The following is a 14,258-nucleotide window of genomic DNA, read 5'->3' as shown; positions in this document are numbered from 1 at the left end:
CGGGCCCGACATTGCGGATCGAAGTCAGGTAGGTTCGCGATTCGAGAGGCTTCGCCGTCCGCTGGTGACCCGCGCCCAGGAAATGGCCGATCACATCTCTCGCGGCGTCCGCCTGCTGCCCGCGACGCGAGGCTGTCCCACTTCCGGCCCTCAAACTCAGAGCGTGTCTAGCGACGATGAAGTCCGCTTCCGCATGTCGAGCGGATATTCCAATCGCCCTTCTTGATGGTCCGGAAGAGGTCGAAAGCGGTGAGGTCGGCATACAAAGGAAGCGGTCGTTTTCTGACCACGCGCGGTCAAGCATGTCCTGCACATCGGCCGCAAGCATCATGAGATCCTCACAGGCGATTTCCTCGCTCCAGTCACTTGCGATCTCGGCCCTACCGCTGGCCTACCAGTGTATCCTGCAGTTGCTCAGAGAGGACTTCGTAACCTTGTACACGCGGCAGCCGTAGATCTGGCCCGCGCAGCTGCCACGGTTGCTGCGATGATGCTTCTCAGGCCGAGGGAGTTTCTATGTGCGCGGGTCCTATCGGTCGCGCAGAGGGCCAGCAATCGTCGCAGCTTGGATCTCCCGCATCCGAGAACGGTCCCTGATCCGCGAGATGGAAGACCTGCACGATCGGCAGGCGGAGGGCCACGGCCCCGTCGATCAGCGGCTGCTGGCGCTCGACATAGGCGGCGAGCCCGTCGGTGCGGAAGAAGAGCCGGTGGCGGAAGGATTCCTGGACGTCTATGACGATGAGGGCGGTCTCGGCGGTCTCGGCGGTCTCGGACATGGCGGGCTCTCCTGAGCGGTGGAAGCCGGACGAGCCTACCGTGCGGGCGCGGGACCATAAGGCCGATCCCGGCCGAAAAGAGGACACCGCGCGCCAGCGGCGTCCGGCACCTTATGCGGCGCCTTCGGCAGCCCGGCGCCACCGGCTCGGCGTCGTACCCGTCCAATCCAGGAAGGCGCGACTGAAATGGGCTGCGTCCGCGTAGCCGAGTTCGACCGCGACCCGGCCGATCGCCAGCGGCCCGCCTGACAGGAGCGCCTTCGCCCGGCGCTACAGCACGCCGCGCTGAAGATCGACATAGCGCGTGCCGGCCCCCTCCAGGCGGCGCTGCAGCGTCCTGCGCGAGAGGCCGAGGCGGCCGGCGATCCCGTCGATGGTGGGGCGGGCCTCGTCCAGCCCGAGCTCGATCAGGTAGACGACGCAGGCGGCGAAGTCGTCGCGGATCGGCTCGTCCTCGCCCGCACGCACCGTGGTCGGATCGAAGCGCTTCGAGTTCGCGGCGTCGAGTCGGTGGGCCGGAAAGACGAGATCGGCCCGGGCTCCCAGGACGATCTCGCAGCCGAGCACGGCCTCGGCGATCGGCCCCATGGTGCAGGCTCGGGTCCTAAAGGACTGCCCGTCCGGCGATCCTCCGTGCCTGCCTCGGCGCGGCGTCGAGCCCCGCGGAGATCATGGCTCGTCATGAAAAGTCTGGGGTGTCAGAACACCGGCTCCGATTGCCAGCCAGACCAGATGGGCGTCGTTGCGGGCTCCAAGCTTCGCCTTGATCCCGTAATGGTAGTTCTGGACCGTCTTAGGGCTGAGGTGGAGGGCGGCCGCGATGGTCTCGGTCGCCATGCCGGAGGCCACGAGGCGCAGGATCTCGATCTCGCGCGGGGCGAGGTCGTCGAGCGGGGAGTGCCGGCCGGCGAGCCGGTCGGCCGCGATCTCCTGCGCGATGTCGATGCTGACCGCCTGTCGGCCGCGCGCGACGGCCGTCAGCGCCGCGATCAGCTCCGTGGGCGGACTGCTCTTGGTGACGTAGCCCGCGGCTCCCGCCTCGAAGGCCTTGAGAGCGAAGGCCGCGCCCTGATGCATGGTGAAGACGAGGATGCGCGCCTGCCCGTCGCGGAGACGGATGTTGCGGATCGCCTCAAGCCCGCTCGGCCCCCGAAGGGTGAGATCGAGAACGACGACGCTCGGGTTCGTCGTCCGGTAGAGCCGGTAGGCCTCCGCCGCCGTCTCGGCCTCGGCGACCACCCTGAAGCCGTCCTGCCGCTCGAGAAGGCGGCGGTAGCCCTCGCGCACGACCGGATGATCGTCGACGAGCAGGATGGTGATCTCACTCATGCCGCAGCGCGTTCGGCGGGCCGGGTCGCGTCCGACCGATCCGCGGCCCCGACCGCCGCGATCGGCACCGCGCACCGGGCGACAGGTCCCTGAGATGATTCAGGAGGACATGGGTCAGGGGGACATGGGTCAGGGGGACACGGGATCACGGCCTCGATGCGAAGGCCCTGCTCCGCACGACCGATCGTCAGACGGCCGCCGAGCGCCGCAACGCGCTCGCGCATGCCCAAGACCCCGTGGCCGCCCGTCCCGGCGATCGCCGCGGGATCGCCGCCGCCGTCGTCGCTGACCACGACGGAGATCCAATCCCGGCGGCGCACGAGATCGACTCTCACGCATGTCGGCCGGCCGTGCCGCACCGCGTTCGTGAGGCATTCCTGGACGATGCGGTAGAGGCTGAGGGCGACCGGCCCGGGCACTGTGGCGAGATCGCCCGCGACGCCCAGCGCGAAGGTCGGCGCTTCGCGCCGCCGCCAGGACGCGACGAGCCGGTGGAGGCTCGGGCCGAGGCCGAATTCCTCCAGGTCCGGCGGGCGGAGGCGGGCCAGCGCCTCACGCAACGTCGTCATCATCTGTCGGATGGTCCGCGAGATGACCTGTGCATCGGCGCGCAGGTCCGGCCGGTCCGCGGACCCGGCCTCGATCGCACCGGCGAGCGCGCCGGTCGCGGTCAGGCACTGCCCGAACTCGTCGTGCAGCTCGCGGGCGAGCGCGCGGCGCTCGTCTTCCTGCACTTGGAACAAGCGCTGCGTCAGGACCGTGCGCTCGACGGTGCTGCGCTCCAGGCGCTCTCCAAGCGCATCGACGGCGCGCGCGATCCGGTCGAACTCGCCGGAGCGGAAGCGCGGCAGGCGTGCCGCGCGGTCGCCGTCGCCCAGACGACGCAGGCCCCGTGTGATCAGGGCCGCCGGACGGAGCGAGACCCCGAGAACCAAGGTGGCGAGCAGCGCGATGCAGGCCGCCATCGCGAGTGCGGTCCCGATCAGGACCCGCACCTGACGCCAGATCTGACGGACCATCGCACCGGGATCGGGCGTGGTGACGACGGTGCCCGCCTCCCGCCTGTTGAGCGTGATCGCCCGGCGCACCGGCTCGCTCGGGCCGAGGAGGCGGCGATGCAGTGTCTCGAACCAGGCGGGGGCGGGGCCGCCCACCGTCTCCAGCCCGCTGCACTGCGTCTGCGTCGCCTCGCCCTCCCAGGTCAGGGCCACGCAATTGCCGGGGCTGATGAAGCGGAGGGTGTGCGAGCTGCGCCAGTCGGGGAACGCGTACTTGGCGTAGCGCCCGGCGCTGCCGCGCCACGTCAGCTCGCGCCATGCGAGCTCCCGCGCCTCTCGCGCGACCCGGTCGGCGGAGGCGACCGCCTCCTCGTGGATGCCGCGGTGGACCTCGATCACCATCCAGGCGGTCGCACCGGTCACGCACAGCGCCACGACGGCGAGGATGCGCAGGATCAGTCCGACCAGTAGCCTCATCCGCGCTCCTCCCGTAGCCGAGGAGGCCCCGGCCCGGCAGCCTTGGCAAGCGTCGGGGGTGCATCTCGGGCAAATTGCCCAGATGACCGCAGGGAATCTGCCCTACACCGGCTCTTATGATCTCCATAGCTTCCGATTGCGCCGGCACCCAATCCGAACCTGCACGAAGATCAGGTCGGCAAGCGGAGGACATCCATGCGACAGGCTCATCTTCTCGGTCTGATGCTCGCTCTCGGCACATCCGGGGCATACGCCAACGATGACGTCCTGAAGCGGACCCAGGATCCGACACAGCAGGTTCTGCAGACGGTCGACTACGCCAACACGCGGTATTCGAAGCTCGACCAGATCAACGCCTCGAACGTGAAGAACCTCCAGGTCGCCTGGACCTTCTCGACCGGCGTGCTGCGCGGCCACGAGGGCGCCCCCCTCGTCGTCGGCAACATGATGTACGTCCACACGCCCTTCCCGAACATCGTCTACGCGCTCGACCTCGACAACGAGGCGAAGATCGTCTGGAAGTACGAGCCCAAGCAGGATCCGTCTGTGATCCCGGTGATGTGCTGCGACACCGTCTATCGTGGCCTCGCCCACGCCGATGGTGCGATCATCCTGCACCAGGCCGACACCACCCTCGTGTCGCTCGACGCCAAGACCGGCAAGGTCAACTGGTCGGTGAAGAATGGCGACCCGAAGATCGGCGAGACCAACACCGCAACCGTGCTGCCGGTCAAGGACAAGATCATCGTCGGCATCTCGGGAGCCGAGTACGGCATCCGCGGGCACATGACCGCCTATGATGCCAGGACAGGAAAGCGGGTCTGGCGAGCCTACAGCGTCGGGCCGGACGACGAGATGCTCGTCGACCCGGAGAAGACCATCGCGCTCGGCAAGCCGATCGGCAAGGACTCCTCGCTGAAGACCTGGGAAGGCGATCAGTGGAAGACCGGCGGCGGGGCGACCTGGGGCTGGTACTCCTACGACCCGAAGCTCGACCTCTTCTACTACGGCACCGCCAATCCCTCGACTTGGAACCCGAAGCAGCGTCCGGGCGACAACAAGTGGACGATGGCGATCTTCGCCCGCAATCCCGATAAGGGGCAAGCGAAGTGGATCTACCAAATGACCCCGCACGACGAGTGGGATTACGACGGCATCAACGAGATGATCCTCACGGATCAGAAGGTTGACGGCAAGGATCGTCCGCTGCTCACCCACTTCGACCGCAACGGCTTCGCCTATACGCTCGACCGGGCGACCGGCGAAGTCCTCGTCGCCGAGAAATTCGATCCGGCGGTGAACTTTGCCACGAAGGTGGATCTCGACAAGTCGTCCCCGACCTACGGCCGTCCTCTGGTGCAGGCCAAGTACTCGACCGAGCAGAACGGCGAGGATGTCAACACCAAGGGCATCTGCCCGGCGGCTCTCGGTACCAAGGACCAGCAGCCGGCGGCCTACTCGCCCAAGACCAACCTGTTCTACGTGCCGACCAATTACGTCTGCATGGACTACGAGCCGTTCCGGGTGAGCTACACCCCGGGCCAGCCCTATGTCGGCGCGACCCTGTCGATGTACCCCGCCCCCGGCTCGCACGGCGGCATGGGTAACTTCATCGCCTGGGATAACATCCAGGGTAAGATCAAGTGGTCACTGCCCGAGCAGTTCTCGGTGTGGTCGGGCGCTCTTGCCACCGCCGGCGACGTGGTCTTCTACGGCACCCTCGAGGGCTACCTGAAGGCTGTCGACTCGAAGACGGGTAAGGAGCTCTACAAGTTCAAGACCCCGTCGGGCATCATCGGCAACGTGATGACCTACCAGCACAAGGGCAAGCAGTACGTGGGCGTCCTCTCGGGCGTCGGCGGCTGGGCCGGCATCGGCCTCGCGGCCGGCCTGACCGACCCGAATGCCGGTCTCGGCGCGGTCGGTGGCTATGCCGGCCTGTCCCAGTACACCAACCTCGGCGGTCAGCTGACCGTGTTCACGTTACCCAACTGAACACGCCTCCGTGGTCCGGCAGCCGCCCTTGCGGCTTTGCCGGCATGACCCGCCTTTGTGACAGAGGGTTTGTTTGCGACACGGACTGATCCGAACCTCTGCGCGACACCCACTCCTCCACCCTCTGGTCGCGCAGAGATGGACAAGGCGGGCCTCCGGGCCCGCCATTTCTTAATGCCGTCTGGGCCGCGCAACCCTGTGCCTCACATTGGAACAGCCAGCCACGGTTGGCCGTTTTTGATTTGGGAGAAGGCGGACCCAGACCGAGAGGCGCCGGGTGCCGCTTAGTACTTGAGACCGCCTTGAGCGGACGGGGCTGTATACTTGAGGCGCGCGGGACAGACATGAGAGCTTTCTGCGATCTGGCTCCGGAAGGTGTTCTTCGGGATGCGGACGAAGTTAGCCAACTGCGGTCTCGGGCGCGGCACTCTCGTTGATTTCTCCAACTGTGATCAGGCGTCAACAATAAAGGGCATCTCACACGAGGGGATGCACTCATCGCTCCTGTGCCGATGCCTCTTTTTTGGCGTTCCGGTCAGATCGACAGTGCCCCCTCGGCTTTCACCTCCTCCATCACCAGATCGGTGCGGGTCTCCAAGACCCCGGGCAAGGTCAGGGGATTGTCGCCGAGGAAGCGCCGTTAAGCCGGCATGCCTACGACGCGGGACTCGACCCGATAGTCGTAACCACCGGCCGCCATGTGGCATTCGAGGATGTCGGGCACCTTGCGCACAGCGTCGGCGAACGGGTCGAAGACGTCCGGCGTCGCCTTGTCGAGCGCGATCTCGATAAAGATCAGAAGGCCCCGTTCGAGCTTGTGCGGATCGACCTTGGCGCCGAACCCGGTAACGTAACCGTCGCGTGCCAAACGCTTGAAGCGCTTGCCTGTGGCGGTCGCCGACAAGCCGCATCGCTCAGCCAACTCGATGGTGGCGACGTGTTCCTCCGCTTGGAGGATGCGCAGGCTATTACGGTCGACACGGTCGAGCATAAGGCTCGTTCGGTTCAACCATCATGGATAGAGAGTTTCACGGCCGTATTGCCCTCTAACCGGCTTCAAGATCGCCCAGAAGGCTCATACCCTTGCATCAGGCGTCAGGCACGCTTTGCAGCAGGAGGGGTTGATGTCAGATGCCGCAACCCGAGCGGACGAAGCCGGCGTAACGTTCGGACGTTTTCTGGCGGACGTACGGCCGCAGGACCGGCTTCGAGCCGCCATCACTGCAGCCTATCGCCGGCCCGAGAGCGAATGCGTACGCGCGCTGCTACCCGAAGCCAGCGTCGCGTCCGAACAGGTCGCTGGCGTCGCCGCGACGGCGGAGCGGTTGGTCCGAGCGCTGCGCGTACGAACCCGCTCGGGGGGCGTCGAGGGGCTGATCCACGAATACTCGCTCTCGAGCCAGGAGGGCGTGGCGCTGATGTGCCTTGCCGAGGCACTGCTGCGCATCCCCGACGCCGCCACCCGCGACGCTCTGATCCGGGACAAGATCGCAGACGGCGATTGGAAGAGCCACGTGGGGCAGTCGCCGTCGATGTTCGTGAACGCCGCCACCTGGGGGCTCGTCGTCACTGGCAAGCTCACCACCACGACGAGCGAGACGAGTCTCTCGTCCTCCCTGACCCGGCTGATCGCCAAGGGCGGCGAGCCTCTGATCCGCAAGGGGACCGACCTCGGCATGCGCATGCTGGGCGAGCAGTTCGTCACGGGCCAGACCATCGCCGAGGCCCTGGCGAATTCCCGAAAGATGGAACGCCTTGGCTTCCGGTACTCCTATGACATGCTGGGCGAAGCGGCGACCACGGCCGAGGACGCCGCGCGCTACCTCAGGGATTACGAGGACGCGATCCACGCCATCGGCCGTCACGGGGCGGGCCGCGGGATCTACGAAGGCCCTGGCATCTCGATCAAGCTGTCGGCATTGCACCCGCGCTACGCCCGGTCCCAGCGTGGGCGGGTTATGGCGGAGCTCCTGCCCCGGGTGAAGGGCCTCGCCGCGCTCGCCAAGGGCTATGACATCGGTTTGAACATCGATGCCGAGGAGGCGGACCGGCTGGAACTCTCCCTCGATTTGCTGGAAGCTCTGGCTTGCGACTCGGATCTCGCGGGCTGGAACGGCATCGGCCTCGTCATCCAGGCTTACGGCAAGCGCTGCCCGTTCGTGATCGACTGGGTGGTAGATCTCGCACGAAGGGCCGAGCGGCGGATCATGGTCCGCCTCGTCAAGGGCGCCTACTGGGACAGCGAGATCAAGCGCGCCCAAGTCGACGGCTTGGAGGACTACTCAGTCTTCACGCGAAAGGTGCACACAGACGTGTCGTACCTCGCCTGCACGCGCAAGCTGCTCGCCGCGCCGGACGCTGTGTTCCCGCAATTCGCGACCCACAACGCGCAAACGCTCGCCACGATCGTCGCCATGGCCGGTCCAAATTTCTATCGGGGCCAGTACGAGTTCCAATGCCTGCACGGCATGGGCGAGCCGCTCTACGAGGAGGTCGTCGGGCCGGGCAAGCTCGATCGCCCCTGCCGGATTTACGCCCCCGTCGGTACGCACCAGACGCTGCTCGCCTACCTCGTGCGGAGGCTGCTGGAGAACGGCGCCAACTCCTCCTTCGTCAACCGGATCGCCGACGAGACGGTCTCGGTCGAGGATCTCGTCGCCGATCCCGTGGCGGTGGTTCAGACGACAAACCCCAAGGGCGCCCCCCATCCCCGTATCGCCCTGCCACGGGACATCTTGGGGCCTGAGCGGGCGAACTCGGCAGGCCTCGACCTCACGAACGAGGACAGCTTGGCGGTGCTGGCCGACGGTTTGCGCGCGAGCCTAGCCCGGCACTGGGCGGCTTTTCCATCCTCGACCGTCAAGGACGGCGGCACGACGACTGTTGTCAATCCTGCGGACCACCGCGACGTGGTCGGCCAGTGGCGGCAGGCGAGCGAGGCGGAGGTTGCGGCCGCACTCGACGCCGTAGCTAGAGCCGCCCCGTCTTGGGCGGCCACGGCCGCAGCGGATCGGGCAGCGACGCTGCGCGGGGCATCCGACGCGATGGAAGCGCGGATGCCTGAACTGATCGGCCTGATCGTGCGGGAGGCGGGCAAGTCCTTCTCGAACGCCGTGGCCGAGGTGCGCGAGGCGGTCGATTTCCTACGCTACTACGCCGCCGAGGCCGAGCGGACGCTCGGCGCCGACAGCTACCCCGCGCTCGGGCCCGTAGTCTGCATCTCACCGTGGAATTTCCCACTCGCCATCTTCACCGGGCAGGTCGCGGCGGCGCTCGTGGCCGGCAACGCAGTGCTGGCCAAGCCCGCCGAGGAAACGCCCCTCGTCGCCGCCGAGGCCGTTCGCCTCCTCCACGAGGCTGGCGTACCCGTCGATGCGCTTCGGCTCGTGCCGGGTACCGGCACAGTCGGTGCTGCCCTGATCGCCGATCCGCGGGTCATGGGCGTGATGTTCACGGGATCGACATCGGTGGCGCGCCTTATCCAGGGGCAGCTTGCCGACCGGCTCACGCCCACGGGGCAGCCGATCCCCCTCATCGCCGAAACTGGCGGTCAGAACGCCCTGATCGTCGACTCCTCGGCGCTCGCGGAGCAAGTGGTGGCCGACGTCGTCGCCTCCGCCTTCGACAGCGCCGGCCAGCGCTGCTCGGCGCTGCGCATCCTCTGCCTCCAAGAGGACGTGGCCGACCGAACGTTCGCGATGCTGCGTGGCGCGATGGACGAACTCTCGGTCGGCAATCCCGACGCGCTCTCGACCGATGTCGGCCCGGTCATCACCGCGAAGGCCCGCGACGGCATCGAGGCATACGTCGCGCAGATGGCCGTACGCGGGCATCGGGTGATACGCCTACCGTTGGGTGCGCAGACGACGAACGGCACCTTCGTCGCCCCGACGCTGATCGAGATCTCGCGCATCGCCGACGTCGAGCGCGAGGTCTTCGGACCCGTACTGCACGTGCTGCGCTACGACCGTGGAGATCTCGACCGCCTCGTCGCGGACATCAACGCGACCGGGTACGGCCTGACTTTCGGCCTCCACACCCGCATCGACGAGACCATCGCCCGCGTCGTTGATCGCATCGAGGCGGGGAACGTCTACGTGAATCGCAACATCATCGGAGCCGTGGTCGGGGTCCAGCCGTTCGGTGGATTGGGGCTCTCCGGTACCGGGCCCAAGGCTGGTGGCCCTCTCTATCTCAGCCGATTGATGGGCATCCCGCCCCGGACTGCCCTGCGGGGCCTCGAGGCGGCGCCGACGGGGCACACCGTGGCCCGCGTGTACGCGGACTGGCTGCGGGGACGGGGATCGATCGACGCCGCGGAGCGCATCCTCGGTTACGTGGCGGGCTCCGCTCTCGGCGTGCGGATGGAGCTGGCCGGGCCAGTGGCCGAGCGCAATGTCTATCTCCTTCGCCCGCGCGGGCGGATTGCCGCGCTTGCGACCACGGCGGAGGGCCTTCACCTCCAGGTCGGTGCGATTCTCGCGACAGGGAACGTCGCCGTAATCGAAACGGCCGGGGCGGGAGCTGCCGCGCTGCGGGACTTGCCGAGGGAGGTGGCTCCCCACGTCGTGATGGCACCTGACTGGCGGGCCTCGGACGCTTTAGACGGCCTGCTCTACGAGGGCGACGCTGAAGGTCTGCGCATCGTCAACCGCGAAGTGGCCTCGCGCGAGGGTGTCATCGTGCCGGTACAGGCGGCGACGGTTGCGGCGTTGAGGGCCGGGGAGGACTACGACCTCAACCGCCTGCTGGAGGAGTGCACAATTTCGACGAACACCGCGGCGGTGGGCGGCAACGCCAGCCTCATGTCGATAGGCTGATCTGCTTCAGCCTATAAACCGTGCTCGCCGAAGTGCGCCAACGGCATTCGATCGGCTGGCGCGATTCGTCGAACGGCTGCTTCTTACGCTCATGTATCCCGAAGAGAACATTGGCGGTTCCAACTGGCCCTACCGTTCCGGTCAGCATGATATATTTACACGCTAAACAACACATCTTCGGACGTTTGATTGGAATACAAGCTATGAATATTCGAAACGAGATTTTAAAAAAGATCTGTAGGAATCCGACTTTGGCGAATTCGTGAAGCGGACATCATGAAAGACTGAGAGGGGTCACGAGCGCCCCCTCACAGCGCCGCCGGAGGAGACCGGCGCCTAAGCGCCGGGCTTCACGCCGAGCCGCACAGAGATCCTCTTGAACAGGGCCTTGTCGGTGAGATTGTCGCTGATCCCGCCGTTGGGGAGTGTACCATCCCGACCGGCCTCTGCTCTAGGATCGCGTCGTTGTATCGGAATGGCGCCGCCTTGCTGTGTCGCTGCGAGTCAGGTCGGAACACCATCTGCGGAATCTGGCGGTTCTGAGCACATTCCATGGCCATCAGTTCGGTCCCCTTCCCTCTTTCCCGTGCGCCCGAACGGGCGTTAGCGCTCATGCGCCGGACGCCTTCGCATCGACACGTCGATGCGAAGGCGAGAGGGTATAAGACGTGGGCATCGGTCGATACGACGAGCGTCGCATTGTCTCCGACCAGGACGGTCGTCTGAGGGCCGCCTCACGCGGCCGGTCGCGGCGGCCTCGCCCGCTGCAGCATGCCGAACAGGTCGCGGGGATCATCCGGGTCGGCGAGGAGGTCGAGGTCCTCGTAATAGGGGTACTCGGCGAGCAGGTCGCGCACGGTGCGCAGGGCCGAGAAATCCTCGATCGCGAAGCCGACCGAGTCGAACACCGTGATCTGCCGCGGATCCGTGCGCCCGAGCGCGTCGCCGGCCAGGACCCGCCAAAGTTCGGTGACCGGATGGTCCGGGGCGAGTTGCTGGATCTCGCCCTCGATGCGGGTCTGCGGCTCGTACTCGACAAACAGGTCGGCGCGGCGCAGCACCTCCGGCGCCAACTCGGTCTTGCCTGGGCAATCACCCCCGACGGCGTTGACGTGCACCCCCTCCCCGACCAGGTTGTCGCCGAGGATGACGGCGTTGCGCTTGTCAGCCGTCACGGTGGTGACGATGTCGGCGCCACGCAGAGCCTCCGCGGTGTTGGTGCAGGCTGTGAGGTCGAAGCCGAGGCCGGCGAGGTTGCGCAGGCACTTCCTAGTCGCCGCCGGGTCGATGTCGTAGAGGCGCAGGGCGTCGACCCCGAGGAGCGCGCGGAAGGCTAGCGCCTGGAACTCGGCCTGGGCGCCGTTGCCGATCACTGCCATCGTGCGCGAATTCGGGCGCGCAAGATGGCGCGCGGCAAGCGCCGAAGTGGCGGCGGTGCGCAGGGCCGTGAGCAGGGTCATCTCGGTGATGAGCACCGGGTAGCCGTTGCCGACATCGGCCAGCACCCCGAAGGCGGTCACGGTCTGGCGCCCGCCGACGGTGTTGCTCGGGTGGCCGTTGACGTACTTGAAGCCGTAGGTCGTCCCGTCGCTCGTCGGCATCAGCTCGATGACGCCGTCCGGGCTGTGGGCGGCGATGCGGGGCGTTTTGTGGAAGGCGTGCCACTGCGCGAAATCCTCGGCGATCGCCGCGGCGAGGCGGGTGAGCAGCGCCTCGATCCCGACCGCGTGGACGAGGCGCATCATGTTCTCGACGCTGACAAACGGGACGATGTTGAAGGCGGGCATCTAGAAGCTCCGGGTTGGACGGTCGAGGATGTGCCGGCCGACCATGCTGATGCGGGCGGGACCGAGCGCAGCGGCGAGGGGCGGGAAGTAGCCCTCGAAACCCAGCCGCCCGGTGAGGTAGGCGAGCGGCTCGCCGTGCAGGTTGCCGCTCGTCGTGGTGTAAGGGTGTGGAAGTCGGCATGCGCGTCCAGCCAGAGTAGGAACAGCGGCCGTCCCTCGGCCAGCGAGCGCAGCGCCATTCCCGCCGCTGTGCCGGCCGAGAGACTGTGGTCGCCGCCGAGGAAGATCGGTCGCGCCTCGGCGCTGTGGCGGAATGCGGCCTCGGCGAGCGCGCGCGTCCAGCCGGCCGTCTCGGCGAGATGGTGCACCGCCGGGTTCGGATGCGGGTCTGGCGTCGAAGGGGCTCGGCACAACCATGCCGGCATCCTCGACCGCGACCCCAAGGTCGCGGACCGCGTCGCCAAGGCCCGCGGCCCGGTAGGCGCTTGGCCCCATGTCGCAGCCGGGCCGGTCGATGCCGGCCTGCACCGGCGCTCCGACCAGGATGCACGCGTCTGGGTTCCTCGATGCCACTGACTCGCTCCCGCCCGAACTGCCCGATATCCTTGACAGTATCGAGCCGGCCCGTCGTTCTCAACACCGTCGAACGACAAATATTTTTGCCTAAATGTGCAATCTTTCAGGTCTCATCGTGCAGGATGTTGGAAACATGATCGGCCATGGATGCGCTCGAGCTGACCCTGATCACCCTCCTGCGGCACGATTGCAGGCGCCCGGTCTAGGGGCTGGCAGTGCTCCTGAAGGTTCGCGCGCCACCGGGCGGGGGCGGCTCGACCCGTTCGAAAGGGGGCGATCCACGCCGCCGAGCAGGCGCGCGAGGACGTAAGGGGCGCTCGCGAGGCGTGGTTCGAGAACCAAGACGCCCTCGATCCCGACAAACTGGTCTTCCTCGACGAGACGGCAGCGGCCACCAACATGGCGCGCCGCTATGGTCGGGCCCCGCGGGGCGAGCGCTGCCGCCTCGCCGTCCCGCACGGGCACTTCGAGACAACCACCGTCACTGCTGCCATGCGCAGGGATGGCCTATGTGCCCCCACCCTGTTCAACGGAGCCACCAACGGCGCACGCTTCCGGGCCTACATCACCGACACGCTCGTCCCCGCGCTCAGGCCCGGCGACACCGTCATCCTCGACAACCTGCAGGCCCACAAGGTGCCGGTTGTGCGCGAGGCTATCGAGGCCGCCGGGGCGAGGCTGCTCGACCTCCCGCCATACAGTACGGACTGAAATCTTATTAAAGGAATAGCCCCAGCGGCCTGTCGATCGGGGACCCTTCAACAGATCTTCGCCAAGCTGAAGGGGCTCCTGCGAACCACGGCGGCCCACACTGTCCCCGACCTGTGGAACACCATCCGCCAGGCCGTCGCTCGCTTTACGGCAGACGAGTGCCGCAACTGCATCGCTGCCACCTGTTACGATGCCGCCTTGGCCGTCGCTCCGTCAGCGGACAAGGCTCTAGCGGCACTGCTCATTGAGCATCCTCGCGATGTCGAGCCCTCCAAACGACATACCGGGCTTGAACGGCGGCCCAGGAGAGATGCGGACACGACCGTTTTCGCTGAAAAGTTCGAGTGGCTGCTTCACCCCCCACGATCCGTCCAGGTTGCGCGTGAACCGTGAGCAGTCCAACTCCATCTGACCCGTCGGTTGTAACGCTCGAGCCGAACTCGCAACAAGCGCCAATGCGGACAGACTCAACAGCGCAGATCGTGGCAGCACGAATTATTCCTAAGCGCAACGCGTCCCGCCAGGTTAGGATGGTCATCTCCTAAAATCTAGCCGTGATATCCGACGGTCAGCCGCTCAGCTCGCGGCGTGGCCGATGCAGATCGCCTCTGTTGACGAGCTCACGCCTATTGGTGGCTCTGCTGATGATACCTGCGGGAGAATGTTGCATATGCGTTGCGTCGCCCTGCGTGGCCGCCTCGACGGATGCAATTCACGAGCTCGCACGCGCGGCGGACGCCTTCGGGCGCGGCGACAGCCGCGCTCAAACACTTACCGATGCCTCGT

At 66.7% G+C, this 14,258-nt stretch carries 8 protein-coding genes and 3 pseudogenes; 3 read left to right on the top strand and 8 right to left on the bottom strand.

All coding sequences use genetic code 11. From position 1 onward, the window contains the following. Positions 1-497 precede the first annotated feature (497 nt). The 5 genes and pseudogenes from MFF54_RS12645 to MFF54_RS12625 all read right to left on the bottom strand — a co-directional run bounded on the left by MFF54_RS12645 (position 498) and on the right by MFF54_RS12625 (position 3,583). Positions 498-779, bottom strand: a complete 282-nt coding sequence (locus MFF54_RS12645) for a cysteine hydrolase family protein (RefSeq protein WP_238303336.1) — start codon at positions 777-779, stop codon at positions 498-500. A 111-nt stretch (positions 780-890) separates the two neighbouring features. Further along, positions 891-1,034 (bottom strand): annotated as a pseudogene (locus MFF54_RS12640) (helix-turn-helix domain-containing protein); the annotation flags it as partial. Positions 1,035-1,049: 15 nt separating this feature from the next. Next, positions 1,050-1,367: a helix-turn-helix domain-containing protein gene (locus MFF54_RS12635; protein WP_238303239.1), complete on the bottom strand. Its 318-nt coding sequence runs from the start codon at positions 1,365-1,367 to the stop codon at positions 1,050-1,052. An 81-nt stretch (positions 1,368-1,448) separates the two neighbouring features. After that, positions 1,449-2,108 carry a response regulator gene (locus MFF54_RS12630; RefSeq protein WP_238303237.1) on the bottom strand — a complete coding sequence of 220 codons (660 nt, stop codon included), beginning with the start codon at positions 2,106-2,108 and terminating at the stop codon, positions 1,449-1,451. Next, on the bottom strand, positions 2,105-3,583 hold the full coding sequence (locus tag MFF54_RS12625; protein ID WP_238303235.1) for a sensor histidine kinase: 1,479 nt from the start codon (positions 3,581-3,583) through the stop codon (positions 2,105-2,107). The genes MFF54_RS12630 and MFF54_RS12625 overlap by 4 nt, the downstream gene beginning before the upstream one ends. A gap of 195 nt (positions 3,584-3,778) precedes the next feature. On the opposite strand from MFF54_RS12625, the gene MFF54_RS12620 reads away from it, so the two are divergent. Then, entirely contained in the window at positions 3,779-5,578 is a 1,800-nt protein-coding gene (locus MFF54_RS12620; RefSeq protein ID WP_370880148.1) for a methanol/ethanol family PQQ-dependent dehydrogenase, read from the top strand. Positions 5,579-6,113: 535 nt separating this feature from the next. Here MFF54_RS12620 and MFF54_RS12615 read toward each other — a convergent pair. Continuing rightward, a pseudogene (locus MFF54_RS12615) lies at positions 6,114-6,569 on the bottom strand (Lrp/AsnC ligand binding domain-containing protein). Between the two features lie 130 nt (positions 6,570-6,699). Between MFF54_RS12615 and putA the strand changes: the two are divergent. Next, a complete protein-coding gene (putA, locus tag MFF54_RS12610; protein ID WP_283206279.1) occupies positions 6,700-10,398 on the top strand; it encodes a trifunctional transcriptional regulator/proline dehydrogenase/L-glutamate gamma-semialdehyde dehydrogenase in 3,699 nt (1,232 codons plus the stop codon). A gap of 734 nt (positions 10,399-11,132) precedes the next feature. On the opposite strand, the gene ocd is transcribed toward putA, so the two are convergent. Together ocd and MFF54_RS12600 are read right to left on the bottom strand one after the other, a co-directional pair. Then, positions 11,133-12,185, bottom strand: coding sequence for an ornithine cyclodeaminase (gene ocd / locus MFF54_RS12605; protein ID WP_238303232.1), 1,053 nt, complete (start codon positions 12,183-12,185; stop codon positions 11,133-11,135). Beyond that, positions 12,140-12,610 (bottom strand): arginase family protein, encoded by a 471-nt coding sequence (locus MFF54_RS12600; protein WP_370880147.1) that lies wholly within the window; start codon positions 12,608-12,610, stop codon positions 12,140-12,142. The genes ocd and MFF54_RS12600 overlap by 46 nt, the downstream gene beginning before the upstream one ends. Before the next feature lie 379 nt (positions 12,611-12,989). Here MFF54_RS12600 and MFF54_RS12595 point away from each other — a divergent pair. Continuing rightward, a pseudogene (locus tag MFF54_RS12595) lies at positions 12,990-13,682 on the top strand (transposase); the annotation flags it as partial. Between the last annotated feature and the right edge of the window lie 576 nt (positions 13,683-14,258).

The organism is Methylobacterium gregans (assembly GCF_022179245.1).
GTDB lineage: Bacteria > Pseudomonadota > Alphaproteobacteria > Rhizobiales > Beijerinckiaceae > Methylobacterium > Methylobacterium gregans.
The sequence above is the reverse complement of the archived record's forward strand: the minus strand, read 5'-3'. Positions and strand labels throughout refer to the sequence as shown.

Excerpts from the sequence above, each read along its gene's own strand:
- MFF54_RS12620 (WP_370880148.1), top strand. The coding sequence starts at position 3,779 with ATGCGACAGGCTCATCTTCTCGGTCTGATGCTCGCTCTCGGCACATCC.
- MFF54_RS12600 (WP_370880147.1), bottom strand. The coding sequence starts at position 12,610 with ATGCCGGCATGGTTGTGCCGAGCCCCTTCGACGCCAGACCCGCATCCG.
- MFF54_RS12625 (WP_238303235.1), bottom strand. The coding sequence starts at position 3,583 with ATGAGGCTACTGGTCGGACTGATCCTGCGCATCCTCGCCGTCGTGGCG.
- ocd (WP_238303232.1), bottom strand. The coding sequence starts at position 12,185 with ATGCCCGCCTTCAACATCGTCCCGTTTGTCAGCGTCGAGAACATGATG.
- MFF54_RS12635 (WP_238303239.1), bottom strand. The coding sequence starts at position 1,367 with ATGGGGCCGATCGCCGAGGCCGTGCTCGGCTGCGAGATCGTCCTGGGA.
- MFF54_RS12645 (WP_238303336.1), bottom strand. The coding sequence starts at position 779 with ATGTCCGAGACCGCCGAGACCGCCGAGACCGCCCTCATCGTCATAGAC.
- MFF54_RS12630 (WP_238303237.1), bottom strand. The coding sequence starts at position 2,108 with ATGAGTGAGATCACCATCCTGCTCGTCGACGATCATCCGGTCGTGCGC.